Consider the following 21,874-nt stretch of genomic DNA (forward strand, 5'->3'; position numbering starts at 1 on the left):
ATTAACGTATTAGCCTACATATAGTATAATCTTTCGTTTTGGTGAGAATAGTTTTATGCCATCCATCAAGAAGTGTTAAGTTGAAATATACATCACCTTTATAGGGTTTGTGAATTTCTGTTATGATAAATTCTGAGATTAGATCATACTCCAAAAAAAGATGCGCTATTTGTGCTCCACCAATCATGAAGACTTTAGAATTACTTTGGATTGACAAAAACTCTTGCATAGAAGAAATAATAGTGCATTTTACTCCTCTGTTAAAACAAGAATTTAATTTGTTACGAGAAAAAACAACAGGGATACGATCCTTTAATATGTTTTGAGACATAGTTTCAAATGTTTTTCTTCCCATAACAATAACTTGTTTGTCAGTCACCTGACGAAAATGATCTAACTCACTTGGATAATGCCAGGGCAATCCATTATTTATTCCAATTACCCCCTTGGGATCAACAGCCATAATTCCGATAACTATCATCCCTGTAAAGCAGCTTGAGCTACAAAGAATCGCATGTGATCACGCACATTATGCACTCGAAGGAAATCAACCTTGTTGTGCAATGCAGATGATAAAGCAATTGTTTCTAAATCTCGGTTAAAGACAGGTTCTGTAGAAAAAGAAGAAATAAATGACTTTCTAGAATGACCAACCAGAACTTTGCAGCCAAAATTTTGTAACGTTTCTATACTGCGTAAAATCTGGATATTCTGGTACATAGATTTGCCAAAACCAATACCAGGATCAATAATGATCGAGCTTTGATCAAAACCTAGGGCAAGTAACCTGTTAATGCTCTTTTCTGCCCAATTATTTATGGTATCAATTGGATCAATGTCACTTGGGATAATGTTGTCACTATGTGGTGGTATGGAGAGTGAATGCATAATAACGATACTACATCCACTGCTAGCAATCGCTTTTAAGGTATTATCATCTAGATCTCCCTTCTGATCGTTTACCCAGGCAATGTTGTAGTGTTCCAAAACATTTAAAATAACGTCTGACCAGAAGCTATCAATGCTGACTTTAATGTCACCAACTTTCATATATTGATTAAGGTCATCAAGCACTGGTTTTAAGCGTGCATATTCTGCTTTTGGAGTTTGTATTGAGGAGCCAGGTCTTGTTGATTGAGCACCAAGTTCAACTATGCTTGCACCATCTGATAACAGCCGCAGTGCCTGCTTGGTTGCTTGATCTGCATCATAATAAAGACCACCATCTGAAAATGAATCAGGAGTAATATTAACAATACCTACAAGCTCTGGTGAAAGCGTAAAACTCCTTAAAAAGCAATCCTTAATGTTAGGGTTAATAGTACCAAACGTTTTGTTAACTACTGCCATGGGACTCAGCATTGCCATCAAGTGAAGCAAAAATGGTCTGTTTATCAATTCTGGGTGAGGAATCTTAAGGTAGGGTGTATCAAGTGTCAGGTCATCCCATAACAAAATATCCAAATCAATAACGCGAGGTGCCCATTTTTCATAGACCTGCGGGCGGCCAATGTCACACTCAATTTGTTTAAGGCCCTTTAACAGCTCTTCAGGAGAAGAAGAACAACTTCCATACACAACCATATTTAGAAATGGCTTATTCCACTGAGGTGGAGCATCATTTGGTAAAATAGCCTTAGTTTCCAGAATAATTGAAGATTTTAAATTTTTAAAATAGCGTTCCTGCAGTAACTGAGCAGCCTTTTGTAAATGGGAAAAGCGATTCCCCATATTTGAGCCAATAGAAATGTAAATCATTCTTGCAACGCATTACGATAAGTAAAGAAAACACCTCCATGCACACTGGGGACAGGTGGTGCAACTTTGTGAATAGTTACGCCTATAGAAGAAATAATAAGCTTTTTTTGCATCACAAGGTTATTAATGGTCCTGTATATATCATAAGTTAAATGCTCGATTAAGTTGAATTGCTTGCTTTGAACGAGAGATTGAATACTCTGAACTACCTCCAAGTAGCATATAGTATCCTCAAGCCGGTCAGTTGTAAGTCCTAAAGGGGGGGATTTAAAGGTAAAATCAATATTAACACTAACTAATTGAGAATGATACTTCTCTTCTGCACTATAGCCTAAATGAACCCAAAGCCGTAAGTCAGATATAAGAAGATTACATGCAGACATTGCATTCCAACATCACTGAGTTTAAGCTACTTACAACTACTAACACACGCTAGCATTCATCATTCCATCAAGAAAACCCCACAAGAGCCTTGCTCCCTTTTGAGCACCCTGCATAACTTTATCTTGCTCTTTTTCATCTAGATCTTCAATAAGATTTGCACATTCCTCAGAATGCCATTCATCAGCATGCATATGGACCGTAAAAAATTGAAGAGAACGCTCATCACTTATTGAATAGTGTTTTTTTAAACCTTCAATTTTAGACTTGGAAACCTCTGGAGTTTGACGTTCGTAAGCGTACAAGGCTCCAAGACCTGCTGCAAAACCTGATCTTACAATGTCAAAGTAACCATCAATTAATTCTTGTGTCTCCTTAATCTGTGCACTTTCACGAAGATCAGATCGTGCAACGCCAAGCCCTTCAGCAAAACGTTTCCATAACTCTGGATGATTTTCATCACCTTGTTCCTCTTCTATTAAATTACCAAGTAAAACCTGTCGCATTTTTAGATCTGGGCACAGAAAATGTATACCACTGATGTAACGAGGAAACGCAGCAACGTGGTGATAATATTCTTTAGCATAGGTTTGTAAAGCTTGCAAGCTTAAGCTTCCTGTATTCCATGACTGGTAAAATGGATGATTTAGTAAGTGCAATTCATCTAACTTGTTATTTAGAGACTTAGTAAATTCCATCATTTCCCCCATTACATTAATATACAGTTCATATACTATAGTTTTCTCATTGTTACGATCATGCTAACAATGGTGGGATTGGTAGGACTCGAACCTACGGCCAATTCGTTATGAGCGAACTGCTCTAACCGACTGAGCTACAATCCCTTTTATCAATATTTATAATACACACAAAAGCAAATTTGTCTATTAGCTTATTTCACTATCAACCCAACTTAGCAGATCATTTGTTGCACCAATTTTGCGTGCAATTTCCTTACCATCTTGAAATATAATCAAAGTAGGTATAGATTGAACCCCATACTTACTTGGCACTTCAGTCCCTTCATCTATGTCGAATTTGCAGATCTTAATCTTGCCTTTTCTGTCTTTAGCCAATTGTTCGATACGTGGCATTAGACTTTTACATGGCCCACACCATTCTGCCCAAAAGTCTATCAGAACAAACCCTTTATAGTCAGTGACTTCAGATTTGAAATTTTGATCATTTACCGATGTAATATCATCACTCATAAAATACCTAAATTTTTGTAAAATATAGCGTATCTATTAGCAGTTAATCAACTAAATTCTTACCGCAGAGCTTGAAAAATTGCCCTAAAGTGTTTTGCACAAACAAAAAACTTCTATTACATCTGGTGGTTAAAGATATCCACGTTTTCCCAACCCATTAAGTCTAACTCAATACGAGTAGGAAGAAATTCAAAGCACTTTTGGGCAAATTCTTTTCTATTTTCACGTTCCAGCATTAAGTCTAGCTTTTCCTTTATCCTGTGGAGATACAAAACATCAGATGCAGCATAACTTTTTTGTTTGTCTGTTAAATTTTCATTTCCCCAATCAGAAGATTGCTGCTGCTTATTTAGTTTGGTATCAAGCAGCTCTAAGCACAACTCTTTTAAGCTATGATTATCTGTGTAAGTGCGAACTAAACGTGAAGCTATCTTTGTGCAATAGCACGGAAGTGCCCAAGTTTCCAAGTAATAACGTATTATGCTCACATCAAATCGCGCGAAGTGAAATATTTTAGTTATATTTTTATCCTCTAATATTTTTCTTAAATTTGGCGCTGTATAATCGTTCTTGAGTTGAACTAAGTGAGCGTTGCCATCATTAAAAGAGAGCTGCACAAGGCATAATCTATCTCTGCTATGAAGTAGCCCCATTGCCTCGGTATCAACAGCTATAGACCTTATATCATCTGGTATTGAACTAGCTGGCAAGTCGTCTTTATATAAAAATATTCCCATAAAATTAATACATTTTTTGGCACAATTGAAAACCTATGATAATCAAAAATGAGTCTTAAGTATACGAAAAGATCATAGAAGGAACCACGCAAATTTATGGGCTCTCACATTTTTCGTGTACACGGGGTTTACAAATCGCTGTATATGCCTATAATTAAGTAAATTTAGGTTAATTTAATTGCGGGAGTAGCTCAGTTGGTAGAGCGCAACCTTGCCAAGGTTGAGGTCGAGGGTTCGAACCCCTTCTCCCGCTCTTTGCTTTCAAAATCATTTCGTCAAAAATCCCTTGACAAACTCCGCCAGCCCCCTTATCATGAAACTGAAGCTATTTATTTATCTTCTCTGTACAGATTAAATGACAAAAAAACTCACGTATCTGGCGTCCCATGTTTAATTTTTTGCACTATGTGCACCTTATGTCTTTATAAAATTTCTAGGTTTTTACCTAATATAAGCTGAAATGCGCTTATAAAGCATTTAAAACATCAAAAAACGCCGATTTAAAAAATGGATAGTGAATAACTAGCTACCCTAGGGTTTCTTTTGCCTTTTTTTCTGTTTAGTAAATTTCTTAATGTTTATAATTTAGATTAGTTGCGGCTTAAAAGCAACTAAATCGCGGTTATTAAGCGTTTAGAATAAAAAAACGCCATACTTGAAAGTATAATGTAAGTAATTAGCCAACCACGGGGCTTCTTTTGCCTTTTTTTTCGTTTGGTAAATTCCTTAATATTTATAGCTAAGAGAGCCCAAGAGAGGTGTCATTCCAGCGCGTGACGCTGGAATCCCAAAAAAAGGATGATGTCATCCCAGTGCTTGACACTGGGATGGCTTTGTTGCATCGCTCAAGTGAAAAGAACTGGCAGTTACTGACAAAATTCATTATAAATAGCCATTTAACTGTTGAAGAAAAAATATGCCACAAAAAATGAGAGTCAGTAACTGCCATGAATATAACAAATTTCTCCAAGAAAGAGGAAGCATTTTTTGTTATATCAATGACGCCATAGAAAATTGGTACGAGAATTGTCCAAAAATGCAGGGCGGCAACTATATTTATAGTGATAAAGTTGTGATTTTGGTGCATATAATCGTCAGTTTCTTTAGAATTGGTTTAAGACAAACAGTCGGGTTTATAAAAGGGTATTTGCAACAAATAGGAAGAGATTTGGCAGTTATCAGCTATTCACAAGCATCAAGAAGGTTTGAGAAACTTAATATTAAGATAAATGATTGCAGAATTGATAAAAATATAGCTCTTTCCATAAAAGTCCGGATGTGATAGGATAAGGGTAGATGATGATAAGGAGGTTGAATGCCAGCAGCATATAGTTATGATTTAAGAAAAAAAGCAATGGAAGCGCTAGACGAAGGAGAAAGCAGAGAAACAGTGGCAGCAAAGAAGAAAAGAAACAGGAGACTTTCAATCAAAAAAACTTGGAAATGGGGGTTACAATCACAAAATTACCGACTGGGATACCTTTGCCAAATTTGCCAGAGAACACGGAGGAAAGACTCTATCGGAAATGGCTAAACTTTGGAACAACGTTAGTATCCAAACGATCTATCGAGCCCTTAAAAAAATTGGATTTACGCGCAAAAAAAGACATATGGATACAAGGAAAGAAACGAAGAAAAACGTGCTGAATTTTTGAAAATTATAGCGACAAAAGAACCTAAAAACTTAGTGTATATAGATGAGTCTGGCATTGATAACACCGAACTACGGATATTGCCAGAAAGGACAGCGGTTTTATGCCTTAAAATCTGGAAAGAAAACTCAACGAATCAGTATGGTTGCAGCCTTAAGTGGAAGAAAGATAGTTGTTCCGTTAACCTTTGAAGGCCACTGTAATATGGATGTTTTTAATGGATGGTTTGAGCAATTTTTGACACCGATCTTGGAACCTGGACAGACTGACCTTACCCAGAAAAAGTGGAGAGAAAGAAAGGAGTTTTTTCGGGTAAAATAAAATTTTGGAGGATTAGAAATGGCAAGAGAATACACGGCAGAATTCAAATTGGAAGCTGTTAAGCTGGCAAATGAACAAAGAAAGGTAGGTCAACCAGTTGCAAAAGTAGCAAGAGATCTAGGAATAAGGGATAGTGTATTAGGAAAATGGATGAAGAAATATAACGAAAAAAAGTCAGCGGCAAATGCATTTCCAGATGTAGCACCTTATGACAAAGAGAGATTTGATTTACAGAAAGAGTTAGCAAAAGTAACAAGAGAAAGAGACATTTTAAAAAAAGCCCTGGCCAGTCAAAAAGAGTAAAATATTTTTTCATAAAAGAGCATAGTAAACACTATAAAGTGCAGGAATTATGTAGGGTTTTCTGCTAGTGGCTACTATAAGTGGACTACAAGGAAAATAAGCAGTAGAGAATCAGCAAATAAAGAGTTATTAGCAGATATTCAAAAAATATATCAAGCTTCTAAATGTAGATATGGAGCTCCTAAAATTCATGCTGAATTAAAGGCTTTGGGTAAAAGTTGCAACTTAAAAACAGTGCAAAGTATTATGCAGAAAAATGGTATTCAGGCTATATTGAGAAGAAAATTTAAAATTAAGAAACAACAAACGGACAGTAGCTCCCAATATATTAGACCAAAACTTTATTGTCGATCAACCAAATAAAGTATGGGATTACTTATATAAAAACCAAAGAAGGATGGCTATATTTGGCAACAATAATCGATCTATATTCACGCATGGTAGTTAATGAGCAGTTCAATAAATAAACAATTGGTTATGGACTCTTTATTAATGGCCGTTAACAAGCGTAAACCTGCCAAAAATCTACTATTACATAGTGATCAAGGTTCACAATATACTTCGCAAGGTTATCAATATCTCTTATCCATAAAAAACATAGATGAGTCATAAAGGTTGTTGTTACGACAATTCTGTTGTGGAAAGCTTCTTTAGCTCATTGAAAAGAGAAATACTTATTGATACTTCACAACACTCTGCTCAACAAACTAGAACTGCAATATTTGAATACATAGAAATTTTTTATAACAAACAACGTCACTATTAACTATTGCATTCCTGAGCATTTTGATTCATCATTCTCTTTGTGAAAAACATTCCAAACTTTCTCTCCACTTTTTCTGGGTAAGGTCAGTCAGCTACTTGGATGACAGGGGAGGGAGGTGCTACCCTGACAATCGTCATCCCGCTACGTGTTAGCGGGATCTAGAGATACCGCGAATGAATCGCGGTATGACGGTCTGCAGCGGTATGACGTAGGGCTGCACTAGCTATATCATGCATTTTATTAACCGACACTATAAACAATATCCTTACAATTATGAGATTGAACCACAACTTGCTCAAGCGTTAAGCTGCTGCGTTTAGCGTCTTTACTGTGATTTTCCCCAAGAACATTTGTTCTTTCTCGTTTTATTTCCTCAATGAATTTCCCATTAACATCTTTAGGATCAATCTCTTCTTCAGAATATATAAGGTTAGTGCAATTTGTTTTTCTATAATAATGCACGCCAAGACATATAATTGATAATGCAAGTATACCAGAACCTATAAGTAATGATAATCCTATGTTATTAGTCAAAGGGTTTTGGTAAAATTTTTGTACACCATTAACACCATGTGTTGCAAGTAGCCCTAGAGGAAACGCTATATTTGCAGCAACTACACCAGTAAATAATGCAGTAAATATTGGTCTGTCGTTAATTACTGATTTTATTTTATTAGTTCTAGTAATTACTTTTTCGTCAATGTTAGTGAAGCCTTGTTTAGCTTCCCAAGCATTAAGTACAAAATTTGAATGAGTGCCATTGCTATATTCCAGTCTTACAGATTTTATAGCTTTATCTTTTGGCTGGTGCTCCAACACCTCAGCTAAAATTTTATCCGCATCTTTTTTTTGAATGGAATGTTCTTCAGTATCTATAAATTGCCTTGTTGCAAAAAATATTGGACCAATTGCAAGCAATGCAGCAAGTGCGATAACTGGTATAGTGATATATTTTGGGCTGTTTGTAAAAAATGCAATAAATTTTGCTTTATCTTGTAAATATAATAAAGCTGCAGATATACTGAGTATAATAGCACTTGCAGTAAAAATTATAAAGCCCTTCTGCTGCATGGAATACTTTGCTCTTGGCAAGAATCTGTTTGTTTTTTTATTTGTTGTGCCACCTACATCAGAATTTAGTGACAAAGACTCTTCAGAGTCATCTGTCTTATATGATGGTGGAGAAGTTGAAGGTACATTGCTAAGTTTGTTACTTGATTCTCTGCTTAAACGTGTTAATGTTTTATCAAGATCATCAGGATCATCAAATACTGTCTCTTGAGAAGGGGGTCTGCTTGGAATTGAATTTTGACCATCTATTCCACTGTCTAAACTCTTTTTCGAAGATTTTGTATCTGGGTCTATAGTTGCATAAATAGGTTCTTCTGATCCATCACCAACTGATCCTTCCATATTTAAGTTTGCTGTTTCTTTATCATCAGACTCGCCATCAAACGGACTTGTAGAGTGTGAAATTTCATTTTTATCGTTTGTTCGTGGCACTGTGCTTCTAGGTGCTGGTGTCAGCAGTACTTTCTTGCCATCTTCATCCTTTTTTGTATAAGAAGTTGGTGTGACATTATCTCCGTTTTCTAATCCATGCATATCTGCTCCAAAATTAATTACTATGCTGCATTGATTACGCTATAGTTATTAAGATGTAGTAAATACCAGTTTACGGATAATTATTAGTATAGAAATTGTCTATCAAAGATCCTTTCATTCAGAGGGTAATCTTTGTCAAAGAGCAAAGTTATTGTGTTTTCATGGTCTTTTTGTATTTTTATCTGTGATATATTATGAAACTCCTTGTAATCTGATACTACAAGTGCTGGACGGTTTTTTGTGTCGTTAATGTCAATTTGTACGATTGTATCGTTTGATATTAACGCTCCATTCCAATGCCTTGGGTAATAGCTATTGATAGAAGTGAGTGCAAGTAAATTTGAATTTAGCGGCAAGATTGGGCCACCGGCAGAGAAGTTGTATGCAGTGCTGCCTGTGGGGGTAGATAATATTACTCCGTCCCCTCTAAATTTTTCTACTTTTAGCTTATCATTAATAGTAATATTCATCTCTACTATTTGGTTCGCTTTTCTAAAAACGTATACTTCGTTTACTGCTATGTAATGATATCTCTTGCCACTTGTGTCTGTTGCTTCCATTTTTAGCAAAGTTAACTGAGTTGAAGTTGCATGCTCTATATGATCAATTAAATCTTCACTGCAGCTAAAGCATTTATTCATCAAAAACCCAACATTGCCAGTGTTTATCCCATACACATGCATGTTTTTATTTTCTATGACGTAATTGTGCAAAGTGCGTAGCATAAAGCCATCACCGCCAACAACTATCAATAGATCGATTTCGGACTTATTTTCTTCTGTTATATTGATAAAATTAAGTTTCTTTAATAGTTTAGATACTTCCTGCGATTTTGGTGATGGAGAAGCAACATAGCCTATATTTTTGTATTTATGCATGCTTCAGTAAACTCTCTAACACTTAAAGAGGAGGAGAATTAGAAAATGCTTCCATATTTATCGTTAAACTTAGCTAATTTGCTAGTTTTACTTGCTAACCCGCTTGTCAAACTTCCAGTCCATGCAGGGTGAGTAAGAGGATCTCTATCAAGTTTTACCCTATCTCCCTCCTTTCCATAAGTGGAACGAGTTTCAAACTCTTGACCGTCTGTCATAACTATAATAATTTTATGATAATTCATTGTTGTTTATAAACTTTTAGTCAGCTAATATTCTAGTGAACTTAATTCACTAAGTCAATCATTATTCTAAAATATTGACAAAAAATAAATAAAGTAGTATATTTAATAAGGAATAAATAATAACTATCATGATTTTTGCTTTCCCCGGTCAGGGCTCTCAGTTTGTAGGAATGGGAAAGAGCTTATATAGTGAGTTTTCTGTTGCAAGACAAGTATTTAATGAAGTAGATAGCATATTGGATGGAAAGCTGTCTCATTTAATCTTCAACGGTCCTATTGAAGAATTAACCATTACAGAAAACGCTCAGCCAGCTATAATGGCAGTATCAATTGCAATGCTACGTGTTATGGAGCATGTGTTTGGCAAATCTCTTTTCACTGATCACAATGTTAAATATGTTTGTGGGCATTCAGTTGGCGAATATACAGCGCTGTGTGCTGCAGGAGCGTTAACGCTTGAGTCTGCAATCGAGCTGCTGAAAGTTCGCAGCGAAGCAATGCATGAAGCTTCACTGAAATGTAAAGGCGGAATGGTTGCGTTGCTTGGAGCAGAGATAAATGAAGTGGAAGATATATTGAAATCAGTTCAAATTGACGGAATTTGTGAAATTGCAAACGATAACGGTGGCGGACAAGTGGTTATAAGTGGCACTAGAGAAGCTCTTGAAATGTTACCCGATTTATTCAAAAACTCGAGTGTGAGGAAACTAATTAAATTACAGGTTAGTGGGCCTTTTCATTCATCTCTTATGAAACCTGCTGATGAAAAAGTTTTGGAGTTTTTGAAGGGTATTAAAATAACCCGTCCTATAGTTCCTTTGATATCAAATGTTACAGCTAAAGAGGAGAGTGATCCCAAAGTTATAAAAACTTTACTCGCCAAGCAAGTTGTAAGCAGAGTGAAATGGAGAGAAATGGTTTTGTATATGTCAAGCCGTGGCATTAACAAATTTGTTGAAATTGGCCCTAATAAAGTTTTATCTAATTTGGTCAAAAGAATTGACCAATCTATCAGTACAAAAAATATAGATAGTATTGGTGATATTGACAGCTTCTTTAATGAATCATTAGTACTAACAGCGAAAAATTTAAAAGTTGGATTAAGTTAAAACACATCTATTTGATGTCATTCCGGTGCATAACGCTGCCTAGCTGGAATGACAGAGGGTAATGCAAGAAATCAACGAACTGCCTGTCATTTCGTTTGGTTTTTTAATTCCAAGTAGCTGTAAAATAGTAGGGGCAATGTCAGATAACCTTCCGTCTCTTAGTTTTAGATTATCGCAAGACACAATAAATGGCACTTTATTTAGAGTGTGTGCTGTATGAGGTGTATTATTTTCTTCATCGAACATACATTCCACGTTACCATGGTCTGCAGTAACAATTAATGCGGTGTTGCTTGACTTTTTAACAGCATTCAGCACTTTCGCAAGACAATCATCTACAGCTAGCACAGCTTTCTCGGCTGCTTTTATATTACCTGTATGCCCTACCATATCAGGATTAGCGTAATTTACAACTATCAGTGCGAATTCTTGGGAGTGAATTTTTTCTACAAGCTTTTCTGTGAGCTCGAAGGCTGACATTTCGGGCTGCAAATCGTAAGTTTGAACTTTTGGTGAGGGAATGAGTATTCTTTCTTCACCAGAGAAAGGTTCTTCTTTTCCACAATTGAAAAAGAAAGTCACATGAGCGTATTTCTCGGTTTCGGCGATACGTAATTGTCGTAATTTATTGTCTTCTATTGTTTGTCCTAGAGTATCAGCGAAAGAAGTAGGAGGAAAAATATAAGGAATTTTGAGATCTTCTTTATACTTCATCATACTTAAAATTGAAGAGAATTTTGCTACCTTAGCGTAATCTGTTTTGCCAAGCAAAATACTTGCTAATTGTATCATTCGATCAGCACGAAAGTTAGCCAACAGCACTCCATCTTCTGGTTTTATACCTTGATAATCACCTATTACTGCGGGCCTGATAAACTCATCAGTTATGTTATTTTGATAGTTATTCTCAATCAACGATACTGCATTATCATGACAAGGTGCCTTTGCAAATGCGATAGCCTCATAAGCTTCGATTGTTCTCTTCCACCTGTTGTCACGGTCCATAGCATAGTAACGCCCAGAAACAGTAGCAATTCTTGTGTCATTTCCCTTTATACTCTTTGTAAATTCTTGAATGCATTTTTTTCCTGAATTTGGCAATGTGTCTCTGCCATCTAAAAATGCATGTATCACCACTTTTATTCCATGCTGTGATATTTTATTTGCTAAAGTTGAAATATGCTTTTGATGCGAATGAACACCACCATCGGACACCAATCCCATTATATGGCATACTCCGTTCTTACTTTTTAGATCATTAATAAAACTTTGTAGATTTACATTGTTTTCTATTGTTCCAATCTCTTGATTAATGCGCTGAAGGCTTTGTATTACCACTCTACCACTGCCAATATTCATATGGCCAACTTCTGAGTTACCTATTTGACCACCAGGTAACCCCACATCAGTTCCACAGGCGGATAAACTGCATTTTGGATAATTAGAGCTAATATATTGCCAACAGGGTGGATTTGCGTTGCTAATAGCATTGTATTTACTGCTTTCTACTCCATTTCCCCAGCCATCTAGTATACATAAAACCACTGATTTAATGTTCATATAAAATCAACACTAGAATTTCACAGAGAAAAGCTCCCCGGGCCGGATTCGAACCAGCGACCAATTGGTTAACAGCCAACTGCTCTACCACTGAGCTACCGAGGAATAAACCGTTTTTAATTTACCATGTTGAACGTTGGTTGTAAACGTTTTTTGTGTAGACTTGAAGTCCAACTGACCCATAGAAACAAAAAAACTTACTTGACAAACTCCGCCAGCCCTCTTATCATGAAACTGAAGCTATTGTATTTGCTTTCGCCAATCTGCAGATTAAAAGGTAATGATTACTTAATGTATCGGCGTCTTATGTTCAATTTTTTGCAGTATATAGATACTGTATGTCTTTACAAAACTTCATCTACATCTAGATTTTTATCTAAATAAGCTGAACGCGCTTATAAAGCGTTACAAGACATCAAAAAATGCCAATACTCGACAGAGATAGTAAAGGACTAGCTAACTCGGGGATTCTTTGTCTTTTTTTCTGCTTAGTAAATTTCTTAAACATTTGCAGCATAGGTTAGTTGCAATTAAAAGCAGCTAAATCTTGCTTGTCAAGCGTTTAAAACATAAAAAACGCCAATATTTTAAAGCAGATAATAACCCCAGGGCTTCTTTTGCCTTTTTTTTCGTTTGGTAAATTTCTTAATGTTTATGGCTAAAGATTGCACGAATGTTGCAATTACAAAAGCGTTTCTACTAGGAGGGTGTCATCCCAGTGTCAGCTACTCGGATGACATTACAGGGGGCACTGGGATGACATCATAGGGGCGCTGGAATGACATCATAGGGGGCTACTTGGCTGACAACCGTCATCCCGCTACGTGTTAGCGGGATCTCTTGTTAGCGCCGCGGCGGTATATTTGTCATCCCGCTAGCGGGATCTATGTTGAGAGATACCGCGAATGAATCGCGGTATGACGGTTTGTGGCGGTATGACGATAAGACACAAAGCCTAATGGAAAAAACTGCGAACGCCAGTGAAAAACATAGCAATTTTATTTTCATTTGCAGCTTTTATCACATCTTGATCTTTTAGCGAGCCGCCGGGCTGAATTATAGCTGTAATTCCATGTTTTGCACTTTCTACTATGCTATCTGGGAATGGAAAAAATGCATCTGAAGCAAGCACTGCACCTTTACATTTTTCACCTGCTTTTTTCACTGCAATGTTCACACTATCTATTCTGCTTGTTTGCCCTGCGCCGATGCCAATAGCACAACCATCTTTTGCTATAACTATTGCGTTGGATTTCACATGTTTACATATTTTCCAGGCAAAAATAAGATCTTCCTTTTCTTTTTCTGTTGTAGTGCACTTTGTTACTTGTTCTGCTTTTATTGTGTGGTCATTATTTTCTTGCACCAAAAACCCACCAACAACATTTTTAATTTGGTATTTCACATTTTGTTGGAAAGATTTATGAATAATCACTCTTAAATTTTTCTTTCTTTGTAAAATTTTTAGTGCCTCATTGTTTACCGATGGTGCTATCACTACTTCCAAAAATATCTCGTTTAATTTTTCTGCTAGCTTTAAATCTATCTCCCGATTTAAGGCAACTATGCCACCAAAACTGCTTACTTCATCACATGATAGAGCCTTTTCATATGCCTCCAAAGCATTATTACTAACAGCAGCGCCACATGGGTTATTGTGCTTGATTATCACTGCTGCAGGCTCTTTAAACTCAGAAATTATGTTAAGTGCGGACTCTATATCTACTATATTATTATAACTCAACTCTTTTCCATGTAGTTTTTCCAACGGATATTCTGTAAATTGATTACTATAAAATGCAGCTTTTTGATGGGGATTTTCACCATACCTGAGTTCTTGTACTTTATGCCCATATAGTGCGAAAAACTCTGGCAACTCATTATTTTTACTCTGGGATAAAAACCAACTGTGAATATTAGAATCGTAGTGTGCAGTGAGAGCAAATGCTTTGGTTGCTAAATATTTTCTATATTCCAATGTTGTTTCATTGTTATTTTTTATCATCTCAGCTTTTAGTGCTTCATAGTCTTGAATGCTAGAAATAACTGAAGTAAAACGAAAGTTTTTTGCTGCAGCTCTAATTAACGCCACCCCGCCGATATCAATTTGTTCTATAATTTGCTCTTCATTTGAGCTGCTACTTACTGTCTCCCAAAATGGGTATAGGTTAGTTATAAGCAGGTCTATTGGCTCAATACCTAGATTTTGTATTTCCGTTTTGTGTTTTTCTCTATTGCAAAGTATGCCTCCATGAATTTTAGGGTGTAAAGTTTTTACTCTACCACCCAGTATCTCTGGAAATTGTGTGTAATCTGAGACCTCTTGTGTTTTTATTCCTGCACTAGATAGCACTTTATAAGTATTGCCCGTTGAAAGAATTTCTATTTGTTGCTGCGTTAAAAACGATGCAAGATCAATTATATTCGTTTTATCGTATACTGATATTAAAGCTCTTTTTATTTTCATTTTTATATGGAAAGTTTTTTAAGATTATATCTAAGAAAAGGAAATTTAGCTATTACATTTCTACACTAATTTAAAGCAGCCTATTCTATAAATTTTTTTACCATGCTTGATTTCAAGCCACGAATAAAATCTTCAATACTGCAAGGATTTCTCCCTTCCATTTGTACAACTTTAGGAATTAAAGTGCCACCTTTTAAACTTATGTGCATATTATCATTAACGATCTTGCCTTGTTCTGAAGCGAGAGCTTCAAAGTCAGCATCAAGTATCCTGATACGTTTATTCTCTATCTTGATGAACGCTTTTGGGTAAAACGCTTTAACCTTTCTATAAGCAACTTCACAGGCATCACTTGCATAAATTTTATAGTCTTCCACTTTGTTAGCGTAACATGCATCATTATCATTCTGCTCTATAGGAACCTGTTTTTCAATTTCATTTAACACCTCAAGCAGTAAATCACTGCCTAATTTAGACAATTTATCATGCAATGTCTTGTAGTTATCGTTCTTTTCGATAAGAAATTTTTCCTGTTTTAAAATAGGGCCGGAATCTAATCCTTCATCCAATTGCATAATGCTAACCCCGGTTTCTTGATCTCCTGCTAAAATTGTGTGCTGTATCGGGGCTGCACCACGCCACCTTGGTAGTAATGAAGGATGAATATTAATACAACCATATTTTGGAATATTCAAAATTTCTCTTGGAAGTATCAATCCATACGCAGCTACAACTGCAACGTCTGGTTTGAAATTTCTAAATTTTTCCTGCTCTGCCGAGAACTTTAGAGAGATAGGAGTACATACCTCTATGTTACTTTCTTCAGCGATAACATGTACTGGAGATTTCGTTGGCTTCTGTCCACGCCCTGAAGGTTTTGGAGCCTTGGTGTATACTGCCACCACTTCGCTCTTTGATTTCAGTAACAAGCTCAGAGAATTAACAGCAAATCCTGGTGATCCCATGAAAATAATTCTCATGGTGTTTTTGCTTTAAGAATTCTCCGCTAATTTACCACTTACAGTTTCTACTAATTTGGCAAAATCATCCTTATAATTAACTGCCATCTCAGCAAGAATTTTTCTATTTAAATCAATGCCGGCAAGTGTAAGACCATGCATAAACCTACCATAAGTAAGCCCATGCTCTCTTGCTGCTGCATTAATACGTATTATCCATAAGCTACGGAAATCACGTTTACGGGTTCTTCTGTCTCTATAAGCATATTGCAGTGCTTTTTCAACTCTTTGTAATGCAATTCTATAACAACTTTTTGCGCGCCCTCTATAACCCTTTGCCAGTTTCAATATTTTTTTATGACGAGCGTGAGTAGTGACTCCACGTTTTACCCGAGCCATTTTATTTTACCTCCATTTTGTTAAATACCGTAAGGCATATGAAGCTTAACTATACGCGAGTCAGATTTACCAAGAATCGTTGTACCGCGCTGATTACGAATATTAGATTTACTTCTCTTTACCATGCCATGCCTTTTGCCTGACTGAGTAGAAATAACTTTACCCTTAGCTGTAAGGTGAAAGCGCTTTTTCACAGAAGATTTGGTTTTTAATTTTATTTTCTTCATATTCCAAATAAATTTACAAGCACTACTATTGAGTTCTTTAATAGTAATTAAGCATTAGTATAAATAATTTTATTAAAGAATCAAATTAAAATTGTATATTAAAGGAGTTTAAAAGTAATTACGCCCAATATGTGTGTTATACCTTCTTTATTCCCAAGTGGCAACAATACTTGCCTCATTTTAACACTTTCACTTTCTTCCTCTTCATTGATCGGGCATTTACTCTCTATTACAGTATCAAGTTTATCAATAACTGCATCTATTTTATATAGTCGCAAAAATGGTGCATCAATTGCATACTTATTATCAATGCGCGTCTTTTTCTCAAAACCATAGAATTCAACAGCCTTTTCTCCTGCATTTTCACAAATATAACCTTGATCCTTGACTTCAATGACAAAACAATGCTGCCATGATTCCATTATTTCTGCAGTGTCTATTTCATGCCTTTCTGGCCAATCTCTGTCTGATCCTTTTATGTCATTCCAGTGTTGAGTCACCACATTTGCTATTCTTTTTTCTTTGCCTACATAAATTTCCATTCCAATTTCCACATATAAAACACAGATATGAGGTAAATTTATCGTGAATATATTGATTTTTTCTTACCACAAGGTGCATGTTACTAGAAGTTCTGAGATCTAGAGAGTGGTATTGATTTTATTTCCATTACAACTTATTATTTATAGATAACCTCAATAAAAACGATGAAGCTAAACGAAATCAGAGAAAGATTTATAAAATTTTTTGTAAATAATGACCACGAGCAGGTTTCTTCTTCTCCTTTGATTCCAGAACATGACCCAACGCTCATGTTCACAAATGCTGGTATGGTGCAGTTTAAAAATATTTTTACTGGTGCTCAAAAAACTGAAATGAAACGTGCTGTCTCAAGTCAAAAGTGCCTAAGAGCAGGCGGTAAACACAATGATCTGGAAAATGTTGGCTATACAACTCGGCATCACACATTTTTTGAAATGCTCGGAAATTTTAGCTTCGGTGATTACTTTAAGGAAACTGCGATAGAATTTGCGTGGGAATTTATCACTAAAGAGTTATCTCTTGATAAAAACAGACTATCCATAACCGTCTACCATACTGATGATGAGGCGTACGAGATTTGGCGTAAGATAAGTGGCTTTTCAAGTGATAAAATCATAAGAATTACAACGGATGATAACTTTTGGAGTATGGGAAGCACTGGTCCGTGCGGTCCATGTTCTGAAATTTTTTATGACCATGGGAGTCCTAATTTACAAGAGGGCGATAGAATTGTTGAAATCTGGAATCTGGTATTCATGGAGTTTAACAAAGATGAAGAAGGTAATTTACACAAATTGCCAAAAAAATGCATCGATACTGGAATGGGCCTTGAAAGAATAGCGGCTGTTATGCAAAACGTCCATGATAACTATGATATTGATCTATTTTCTGCTCTGATAAGTAAATCACAAGAGTACTGTGGAAGAACGGAAAATAAAATAGCGCATAAGATCATAGCAGATCATCTTCGCGCGGCTGCATTTCTCATTGCAGAAGGAGTGCTTCCTGGAAATGAGGGCAGGAATTACGTATTACGCAGATTAATTAGGAGAGCCACACGTTATATTCACCTGCTTGGATATAATGATTCCCTACTCCATCGTATTTTTCCAGTGTTGATAGATAGCACGAGTTCGGCTTATATGGGAGCTGAATTAGTCAGAGCTAAAAGCTTAATAGAAACGACGTTAAAATCAGAGGAAGAAAACTTTAAAGACACTTTGATGAAAGGTATCAATCTCCTGGAGAAATTCACTACAGATTTAAAATCGGGCGATACTTTGCCTGGAGAATCAGCGTTTAAGCTATATGACACCTACGGATTTCCTTTGGATATTACACTTGATATTTTAAAAGAGAAAAAAATAAATTTTGACCAGAAGGGTTTTGATGATGCAATGGGAGAACAAAAAGAGAGAGCACGTGCTAAATGGGCTGGATCTGGTGAAAAATCTGTTGAGCAAGTATGGTTTGATTTGATCAATAAATTTGGCAAAACAAAATTTGTTGGTTATGAGTTCAATGAAGTAAGTGATGCGAAAATACTAGCTATAGTTTCCTCTAAAAATGAAGTAATTGATTCTGCAAAGGAGGAAGAAAAGATAACCATTATACTTGATAAAACACCTTTTTATGGCGAGTCAGGTGGACAAGTGGGAGATACTGGCAGTCTGATCAAACCTGGTAGAAGTATTATTATAGTCGAGAATACCAATAAGGTTAATGACCTATATTTGCACAGATGCATAGTTAAATCTGGCTCAATGTGTAAAGGTGACACAGTTACAGCAAGCATAGATAAGGAAAGAAGGCAAGCCTTAAGAAGAAATCATTCAGCTACACATCTTCTGCACTTTACACTCAGAAAAATTCTAGGTGATCATGTCACTCAAAAAGGTTCCCTAGTTGCACCAGATAGACTGAGATTCGACTTCAGCCATAACACTCAAATGACTCAAGATCAGTTGTTTTGGGTAGAGGATATGGTAAACTCTCTAATCAGAGAAAATCTTTCCGCATCTACAAAAATTCAAAGCATGAATCAGGCAATAGACGAAGGAGCTATGGCGTTATTCGGCGAAAAATATAGCGATCAAGTAAGAGTAGTGAAGATTGGAGATTCAAGGGAACTGTGTGGTGGCACGCACGTTGAACATACTGGAGAAATCGGTTTATTTAAGATAGTAACAGAGAGTTCTGTTGCTTTTGGAGTGAGGAGAATTGAAGCTTTAACTGGTCAGGAAGCAATCAATTATGTACGTGATAATGAAATTAACTTAAAAAAAGTTGCAGAATTCGTAAAAGCGCCAGTGAGTGAAATAACAAGCAGATTAAGTATTTTAAGTCAAGAACACAAAAAATCCGAAACCAAAATAAAAAACCTATATAAAAAGCTTGTGAGTGCAGAGAATATAAAAAGCACCGAAATAAATGGAATAAATTTTATAAGCCACACTTTCACTGATATTCCAGCAAATGTAATAAGAGAGTTTGTTTTGCAGCAACAAAAACCAAAAACGGTAATAGCTTTTACGGCAACAGAAAAAGATAAAACAGTCTTGATTATTAAAGTAAGTAAAGACTTAATCAATAAGATTAGCGCAAAAGAACTAATATCCATAGCAGTTAAAAAGAACTGTGGTGGGAATGCTGAACTTGCACAAACAGGCTGTGATAGCAATAAAATAGATGATGCCATTACAGCCATTTATAGCAAAATAACAGCTTCTAAGCACTCTACGTCATACCACCACGAACCGTCATACCGCCGCGGCGCTAACAAGCAGCGGGATACTTAACCATCGTCTACACCGTCATACCGCGATTCATTCGCGGTATCTCTTAGCCGCTAACAAGAGATCCCGCTAACAAGCAGCGGGATGACGAATTACTATGCCGCCGTGAACCGTCATACCGTTGCAAACCGTCATACCGCGATTCATTCGCGGTATCTCTTAGCATAGATCCCGCTAACAGGTAGCGGGATGACGGTTGTCAGGCTAGCTGTCATCCAAGTAGCTCGACTACTTGGATCCAGGAAAAAGAATGGTGTCATGAAAGTAGCTGACACTGATTCCTTTATGATGGTGTCATCCCAGTGCCCAGACACTGGGATCCAGGAAACTTAATTGCAAGTAATGCATTGGATTTGGTGAGTATGGGTTTTGCGTTATAGAATGAAGCACTTTTGGTGAATTTATAAAGAAAGCTGGATCCCAGTGGGCTTTGTTGCATAGCAACTGAAAAAATCTGGTGGCTACTGACAAAATTCATTATAAAATAGCCATTTAACCTTGAAAGAAAAAATATGCCACAAAAAATGAGGGTCAGTAACCATAGCGAATATAACAAATTTCTAGAAAAAAGAGGAAATATTTTTCATTATATCAACGAAGCCATAGAAAAGTGGTACGAGAATGGTCCAAAAATACCAGGTGGCAACAATATTTATAGCGATAAAGTTGTAATTTTGGTGCACATAATAACTTGTTTATTTAGAATAGGCCTGAGGCAAACAGTTGGGTTTATAGCAGGATACCTTGAGCAAATTGGGAAAAATTTGCAAGTTATCAGCTATTCACAATCATCAAGAAGGTTTAAGAAACTCAATATTAAGATCAATGATTGCAGAATTGATAAAAATAATATGGAAGATATCGAAATTGCTATAGACAGTACAGGAATTAGTATATACAACAACACTCCTGGTCATAGCAAAGAAAATAGCGAAGATAGAAAGTATCGCAGCTATGAACAGACAAGAAAATTGCATGTAATGTTGAATACAAACAGCAAAAAAGCCATAGCTGTAAAATACAGTAACGGTGTCTACTCTGATCACTATGGAGCTTGTGATTTGCTAAAAGAAGTCGATTTTCAGTATGTCATAAAAGTACTATATGCAGATAGGGCATATGACAGAGAAAAGCTCTATAAGCTGTGTAATCAATATGGTATAAAAACGAAAATTCCTCCGAAAAACAACGCAGCAGAGCATCCAAAGTTAGACTATATGGCTGAGAGAAATTCTGCAGTCAAGCTCATAAAGTCATATGATGAAGATAGTATAAAGAAGTGGAAAAAAGAGATGAGTTATGGAAAAAGATCTTATATAGAAAGTTTTTTCTCGCGACTGAAACAAACATTCGGGTTTAGTTTTAGGAATAAATCTGAGACAAATAGAGAGAAGGAACTACTTGTTAAATGCTATTTGCTCAATAAGTTCACTGATATTGGTATGGCTAAATTTGAGATAGCTTCATAAATTTATTGTGCGTTACCTACTATCCGAAGAGCGATGCAACAAAGCCATCCCAGTGTCAAGCACTGGGATGACAAGGTATAAACCTTATCGTCATGCCGCCGCGAACCGTCATACCGCGATTCATTCGCGGTATCTCAGCCGCTAACAAGAGATCCCGCTAACAAGTAGCGGGATGACGGTTGTCGTTCAGCCACAAACATTAAGAAATTTACCAAATGAAAAAAAAGGCAAAAGAAGCCCCGTGGTTATTATCCGCTTTAAAATATTGGCGTTTTTTATGTTTTAAACGCTTGACAAGCGAAATTAAGCTGCTTTTAATTGCAACTAACTTACGCTGCAAACGTTTAAGAAATTTACTAAGCAGAAAAAAAGACAAAGAATCCCCGAGTTAGCTAGTCTTTTACTATCTCTGTCGAGTATTGGCATTTTTTGATGTCTTGTAACGCTTTATAAGCGCGTTCAGCTTATTTAGATAAAAATCTAGATGTAGAT

Annotated in this window: 26 protein-coding genes, 3 tRNA genes and 1 pseudogene; 11 read left to right on the forward strand and 19 right to left on the reverse strand. The window is 36.2% G+C overall.

The features are described 5' to 3' along the window. Position 1: 1 nt before the first annotated feature. The 7 genes from ABWU48_RS00830 to ABWU48_RS00860 form a co-directional block, all read right to left on the reverse strand. Entirely contained in the window at positions 2 to 481 is a 480-nt protein-coding gene (locus ABWU48_RS00830) for a dihydrofolate reductase (RefSeq protein ID WP_209472572.1), read from the reverse strand. Next, positions 478 to 1,758, reverse strand: coding sequence for a dihydropteroate synthase (gene folP, locus ABWU48_RS00835; protein WP_209472574.1), 1,281 nt, complete (start codon positions 1,756 to 1,758; stop codon positions 478 to 480). Before folP ends, ABWU48_RS00830 begins: the two co-directional genes overlap by 4 nt. Beyond that, positions 1,755 to 2,141, reverse strand: coding sequence for a dihydroneopterin aldolase (locus ABWU48_RS00840; protein ID WP_353288400.1), 387 nt, complete (start codon positions 2,139 to 2,141; stop codon positions 1,755 to 1,757). The genes folP and ABWU48_RS00840 overlap by 4 nt, the downstream gene beginning before the upstream one ends. A gap of 39 nt (positions 2,142 to 2,180) precedes the next feature. Continuing rightward, complete coding sequence (locus tag ABWU48_RS00845) at positions 2,181 to 2,837, reverse strand: CADD family putative folate metabolism protein (RefSeq protein ID WP_022626367.1); 657 nt, start codon at positions 2,835 to 2,837, stop codon at positions 2,181 to 2,183. Positions 2,838 to 2,907: 70 nt separating this feature from the next. Beyond that, positions 2,908 to 2,984, reverse strand: a tRNA-Ile gene (locus ABWU48_RS00850). Between the two features lie 42 nt (positions 2,985 to 3,026). After that, on the reverse strand, positions 3,027 to 3,350 hold the full coding sequence (gene trxA / locus ABWU48_RS00855; protein WP_209472576.1) for a thioredoxin: 324 nt from the start codon (positions 3,348 to 3,350) through the stop codon (positions 3,027 to 3,029). Positions 3,351 to 3,466: 116 nt separating this feature from the next. Next, complete coding sequence (locus ABWU48_RS00860; protein ID WP_353288401.1) at positions 3,467 to 4,087, reverse strand: ribonuclease D; 621 nt, start codon at positions 4,085 to 4,087, stop codon at positions 3,467 to 3,469. Between the two features lie 180 nt (positions 4,088 to 4,267). Between ABWU48_RS00860 and ABWU48_RS00865 the strand changes: the two genes are divergently transcribed. Continuing rightward, positions 4,268 to 4,340, forward strand: a tRNA-Gly gene (locus ABWU48_RS00865). A gap of 486 nt (positions 4,341 to 4,826) precedes the next feature. Here ABWU48_RS00865 and ABWU48_RS00870 read toward each other — a convergent pair. Beyond that, positions 4,827 to 4,970, reverse strand: coding sequence for a hypothetical protein (locus tag ABWU48_RS00870; RefSeq protein ID WP_353285498.1), 144 nt, complete (start codon positions 4,968 to 4,970; stop codon positions 4,827 to 4,829). A 33-nt stretch (positions 4,971 to 5,003) separates the two neighbouring features. On the opposite strand from ABWU48_RS00870, the gene ABWU48_RS00875 reads away from it, so the two are divergent. From ABWU48_RS00875 to ABWU48_RS00900, 6 genes and pseudogenes are all read left to right on the forward strand, one after another. After that, entirely contained in the window at positions 5,004 to 5,369 is a 366-nt protein-coding gene (locus ABWU48_RS00875; RefSeq protein WP_353288402.1) for a transposase, read from the forward strand. Between the two features lie 33 nt (positions 5,370 to 5,402). Next, a pseudogene (locus tag ABWU48_RS00880) lies at positions 5,403 to 6,006 on the forward strand (transposase); the annotation flags it as partial. A 72-nt stretch (positions 6,007 to 6,078) separates the two neighbouring features. Next, complete coding sequence (locus ABWU48_RS00885) at positions 6,079 to 6,363, forward strand: transposase (RefSeq protein ID WP_038198869.1); 285 nt, start codon at positions 6,079 to 6,081, stop codon at positions 6,361 to 6,363. A 147-nt stretch (positions 6,364 to 6,510) separates the two neighbouring features. Beyond that, a complete protein-coding gene (locus ABWU48_RS00890; protein ID WP_245836010.1) occupies positions 6,511 to 6,726 on the forward strand; it encodes an IS3 family transposase in 216 nt (71 codons plus the stop codon). An 84-nt stretch (positions 6,727 to 6,810) separates the two neighbouring features. Further along, positions 6,811 to 6,975 carry a DDE-type integrase/transposase/recombinase gene (locus ABWU48_RS00895; RefSeq protein WP_156768661.1) on the forward strand — a complete coding sequence of 55 codons (165 nt, stop codon included), beginning with the start codon at positions 6,811 to 6,813 and terminating at the stop codon, positions 6,973 to 6,975. After that, the gene (locus ABWU48_RS00900; protein WP_080717614.1) at positions 6,965 to 7,129 is read left to right on the forward strand and encodes an IS3 family transposase; all 165 of its coding nucleotides are present in this window, start codon (positions 6,965 to 6,967) and stop codon (positions 7,127 to 7,129) included. Before ABWU48_RS00895 ends, ABWU48_RS00900 begins: the two co-directional genes overlap by 11 nt. A 240-nt stretch (positions 7,130 to 7,369) precedes the next feature. On the opposite strand, the gene ABWU48_RS00905 is transcribed toward ABWU48_RS00900, so the two are convergent. The 3 genes from ABWU48_RS00905 to rpmE form a co-directional block, all read right to left on the reverse strand. Beyond that, positions 7,370 to 8,734, reverse strand: coding sequence for a hypothetical protein (locus tag ABWU48_RS00905; RefSeq protein WP_353288403.1), 1,365 nt, complete (start codon positions 8,732 to 8,734; stop codon positions 7,370 to 7,372). Positions 8,735 to 8,817: 83 nt separating this feature from the next. Further along, entirely contained in the window at positions 8,818 to 9,612 is a 795-nt protein-coding gene (locus ABWU48_RS00910) for an NAD kinase (RefSeq protein ID WP_070356930.1), read from the reverse strand. Positions 9,613 to 9,650: 38 nt separating this feature from the next. Beyond that, entirely contained in the window at positions 9,651 to 9,854 is a 204-nt protein-coding gene (rpmE, locus tag ABWU48_RS00915) for a 50S ribosomal protein L31 (protein ID WP_007548602.1), read from the reverse strand. Positions 9,855 to 9,982: 128 nt separating this feature from the next. On the opposite strand from rpmE, the gene fabD reads away from it, so the two are divergent. Then, entirely contained in the window at positions 9,983 to 10,963 is a 981-nt protein-coding gene (fabD, locus tag ABWU48_RS00920) for an ACP S-malonyltransferase (protein ID WP_264373760.1), read from the forward strand. Positions 10,964 to 11,002: 39 nt separating this feature from the next. On the opposite strand, the gene gpmI is transcribed toward fabD, so the two are convergent. The 7 genes from gpmI to ABWU48_RS00955 form a co-directional block, all read right to left on the reverse strand. Then, the gene (gene gpmI / locus ABWU48_RS00925; protein WP_341820502.1) at positions 11,003 to 12,523 is read right to left on the reverse strand and encodes a 2,3-bisphosphoglycerate-independent phosphoglycerate mutase; all 1,521 of its coding nucleotides are present in this window, start codon (positions 12,521 to 12,523) and stop codon (positions 11,003 to 11,005) included. Between the two features lie 33 nt (positions 12,524 to 12,556). Then, positions 12,557 to 12,628 (reverse strand) — tRNA-Asn (locus ABWU48_RS00930). Between the two features lie 850 nt (positions 12,629 to 13,478). After that, complete coding sequence (purH, locus tag ABWU48_RS00935) at positions 13,479 to 14,990, reverse strand: bifunctional phosphoribosylaminoimidazolecarboxamide formyltransferase/IMP cyclohydrolase (protein WP_209472590.1); 1,512 nt, start codon at positions 14,988 to 14,990, stop codon at positions 13,479 to 13,481. Positions 14,991 to 15,070: 80 nt separating this feature from the next. Beyond that, a complete protein-coding gene (gene fmt / locus ABWU48_RS00940; RefSeq protein WP_353288404.1) occupies positions 15,071 to 15,970 on the reverse strand; it encodes a methionyl-tRNA formyltransferase in 900 nt (299 codons plus the stop codon). A 12-nt stretch (positions 15,971 to 15,982) separates the two neighbouring features. Beyond that, the gene (gene rplT / locus ABWU48_RS00945) at positions 15,983 to 16,348 is read right to left on the reverse strand and encodes a 50S ribosomal protein L20 (protein WP_006279340.1); all 366 of its coding nucleotides are present in this window, start codon (positions 16,346 to 16,348) and stop codon (positions 15,983 to 15,985) included. A 20-nt stretch (positions 16,349 to 16,368) separates the two neighbouring features. Continuing rightward, positions 16,369 to 16,575 carry a 50S ribosomal protein L35 gene (rpmI, locus tag ABWU48_RS00950; RefSeq protein WP_007548610.1) on the reverse strand — a complete coding sequence of 69 codons (207 nt, stop codon included), beginning with the start codon at positions 16,573 to 16,575 and terminating at the stop codon, positions 16,369 to 16,371. 98 nt (positions 16,576 to 16,673) lie between these two features. Continuing rightward, complete coding sequence (locus tag ABWU48_RS00955) at positions 16,674 to 17,117, reverse strand: PAS domain-containing protein (RefSeq protein ID WP_010962890.1); 444 nt, start codon at positions 17,115 to 17,117, stop codon at positions 16,674 to 16,676. Positions 17,118 to 17,282: 165 nt separating this feature from the next. Here ABWU48_RS00955 and alaS point away from each other — a divergent pair, with 165 nt between their 5' ends. Together alaS and ABWU48_RS00965 are read left to right on the forward strand one after the other, a co-directional pair. Continuing rightward, entirely contained in the window at positions 17,283 to 19,916 is a 2,634-nt protein-coding gene (alaS, locus tag ABWU48_RS00960) for an alanine--tRNA ligase (protein ID WP_353288405.1), read from the forward strand. A gap of 186 nt (positions 19,917 to 20,102) precedes the next feature. After that, entirely contained in the window at positions 20,103 to 20,246 is a 144-nt protein-coding gene (locus ABWU48_RS00965; protein ID WP_153801319.1) for a hypothetical protein, read from the forward strand. Here the strand turns inward: ABWU48_RS00965 and ABWU48_RS06270 are convergent. After that, positions 20,197 to 20,391: a hypothetical protein gene (locus ABWU48_RS06270; protein WP_410542084.1), complete on the reverse strand. Its 195-nt coding sequence runs from the start codon at positions 20,389 to 20,391 to the stop codon at positions 20,197 to 20,199. The genes ABWU48_RS00965 and ABWU48_RS06270 overlap by 50 nt on opposite strands. A 34-nt stretch (positions 20,392 to 20,425) precedes the next feature. Between ABWU48_RS06270 and ABWU48_RS00975 the strand changes: the two genes are divergently transcribed. Continuing rightward, positions 20,426 to 21,382 (forward strand): IS5 family transposase, encoded by a 957-nt coding sequence (locus ABWU48_RS00975; protein WP_209472359.1) that lies wholly within the window; start codon positions 20,426 to 20,428, stop codon positions 21,380 to 21,382. Positions 21,383 to 21,874: the final 492 nt, after the last annotated feature.

The organism is Wolbachia endosymbiont (group A) of Tromatobia lineatoria (assembly GCF_964028565.1).
GTDB lineage: Bacteria > Pseudomonadota > Alphaproteobacteria > Rickettsiales > Anaplasmataceae > Wolbachia > Wolbachia pipientis.

Coding starts and splice junctions, on each gene's coding strand:
- ABWU48_RS00830 (WP_209472572.1), bottom strand. CDS start 481: ATGATAGTTATCGGAATTATGGCTGTTGATCCCAAGGGGGTAATTGGA.
- folP (WP_209472574.1), bottom strand. CDS start 1,758: ATGATTTACATTTCTATTGGCTCAAATATGGGGAATCGCTTTTCCCAT.
- ABWU48_RS00840 (WP_353288400.1), bottom strand. CDS start 2,141: ATGTCTGCATGTAATCTTCTTATATCTGACTTACGGCTTTGGGTTCAT.
- ABWU48_RS00845 (WP_022626367.1), bottom strand. CDS start 2,837: ATGGAATTTACTAAGTCTCTAAATAACAAGTTAGATGAATTGCACTTA.
- trxA (WP_209472576.1), bottom strand. CDS start 3,350: ATGAGTGATGATATTACATCGGTAAATGATCAAAATTTCAAATCTGAA.
- ABWU48_RS00860 (WP_353288401.1), bottom strand. CDS start 4,087: ATGGGAATATTTTTATATAAAGACGACTTGCCAGCTAGTTCAATACCA.
- ABWU48_RS00870 (WP_353285498.1), bottom strand. CDS start 4,970: ATGAATTTTGTCAGTAACTGCCAGTTCTTTTCACTTGAGCGATGCAAC.
- ABWU48_RS00875 (WP_353288402.1), top strand. CDS start 5,004: ATGCCACAAAAAATGAGAGTCAGTAACTGCCATGAATATAACAAATTT.
- ABWU48_RS00885 (WP_038198869.1), top strand. CDS start 6,079: ATGGCAAGAGAATACACGGCAGAATTCAAATTGGAAGCTGTTAAGCTG.
- ABWU48_RS00895 (WP_156768661.1), top strand. CDS start 6,811: ATGAGCAGTTCAATAAATAAACAATTGGTTATGGACTCTTTATTAATG.
- ABWU48_RS00900 (WP_080717614.1), top strand. CDS start 6,965: ATGAGTCATAAAGGTTGTTGTTACGACAATTCTGTTGTGGAAAGCTTC.
- ABWU48_RS00905 (WP_353288403.1), bottom strand. CDS start 8,734: ATGCATGGATTAGAAAACGGAGATAATGTCACACCAACTTCTTATACA.
- ABWU48_RS00910 (WP_070356930.1), bottom strand. CDS start 9,612: ATGCATAAATACAAAAATATAGGCTATGTTGCTTCTCCATCACCAAAA.
- rpmE (WP_007548602.1), bottom strand. CDS start 9,854: ATGAATTATCATAAAATTATTATAGTTATGACAGACGGTCAAGAGTTT.
- fabD (WP_264373760.1), top strand. CDS start 9,983: ATGATTTTTGCTTTCCCCGGTCAGGGCTCTCAGTTTGTAGGAATGGGA.
- gpmI (WP_341820502.1), bottom strand. CDS start 12,523: ATGAACATTAAATCAGTGGTTTTATGTATACTAGATGGCTGGGGAAAT.
- purH (WP_209472590.1), bottom strand. CDS start 14,990: ATGAAAATAAAAAGAGCTTTAATATCAGTATACGATAAAACGAATATA.
- fmt (WP_353288404.1), bottom strand. CDS start 15,970: ATGAGAATTATTTTCATGGGATCACCAGGATTTGCTGTTAATTCTCTG.
- rplT (WP_006279340.1), bottom strand. CDS start 16,348: ATGGCTCGGGTAAAACGTGGAGTCACTACTCACGCTCGTCATAAAAAA.
- rpmI (WP_007548610.1), bottom strand. CDS start 16,575: ATGAAGAAAATAAAATTAAAAACCAAATCTTCTGTGAAAAAGCGCTTT.
- ABWU48_RS00955 (WP_010962890.1), bottom strand. CDS start 17,117: ATGGAAATTTATGTAGGCAAAGAAAAAAGAATAGCAAATGTGGTGACT.
- alaS (WP_353288405.1), top strand. CDS start 17,283: ATGAAGCTAAACGAAATCAGAGAAAGATTTATAAAATTTTTTGTAAAT.
- ABWU48_RS00965 (WP_153801319.1), top strand. CDS start 20,103: ATGACGGTTGTCAGGCTAGCTGTCATCCAAGTAGCTCGACTACTTGGA.
- ABWU48_RS06270 (WP_410542084.1), bottom strand. CDS start 20,391: ATGAATTTTGTCAGTAGCCACCAGATTTTTTCAGTTGCTATGCAACAA.
- ABWU48_RS00975 (WP_209472359.1), top strand. CDS start 20,426: ATGCCACAAAAAATGAGGGTCAGTAACCATAGCGAATATAACAAATTT.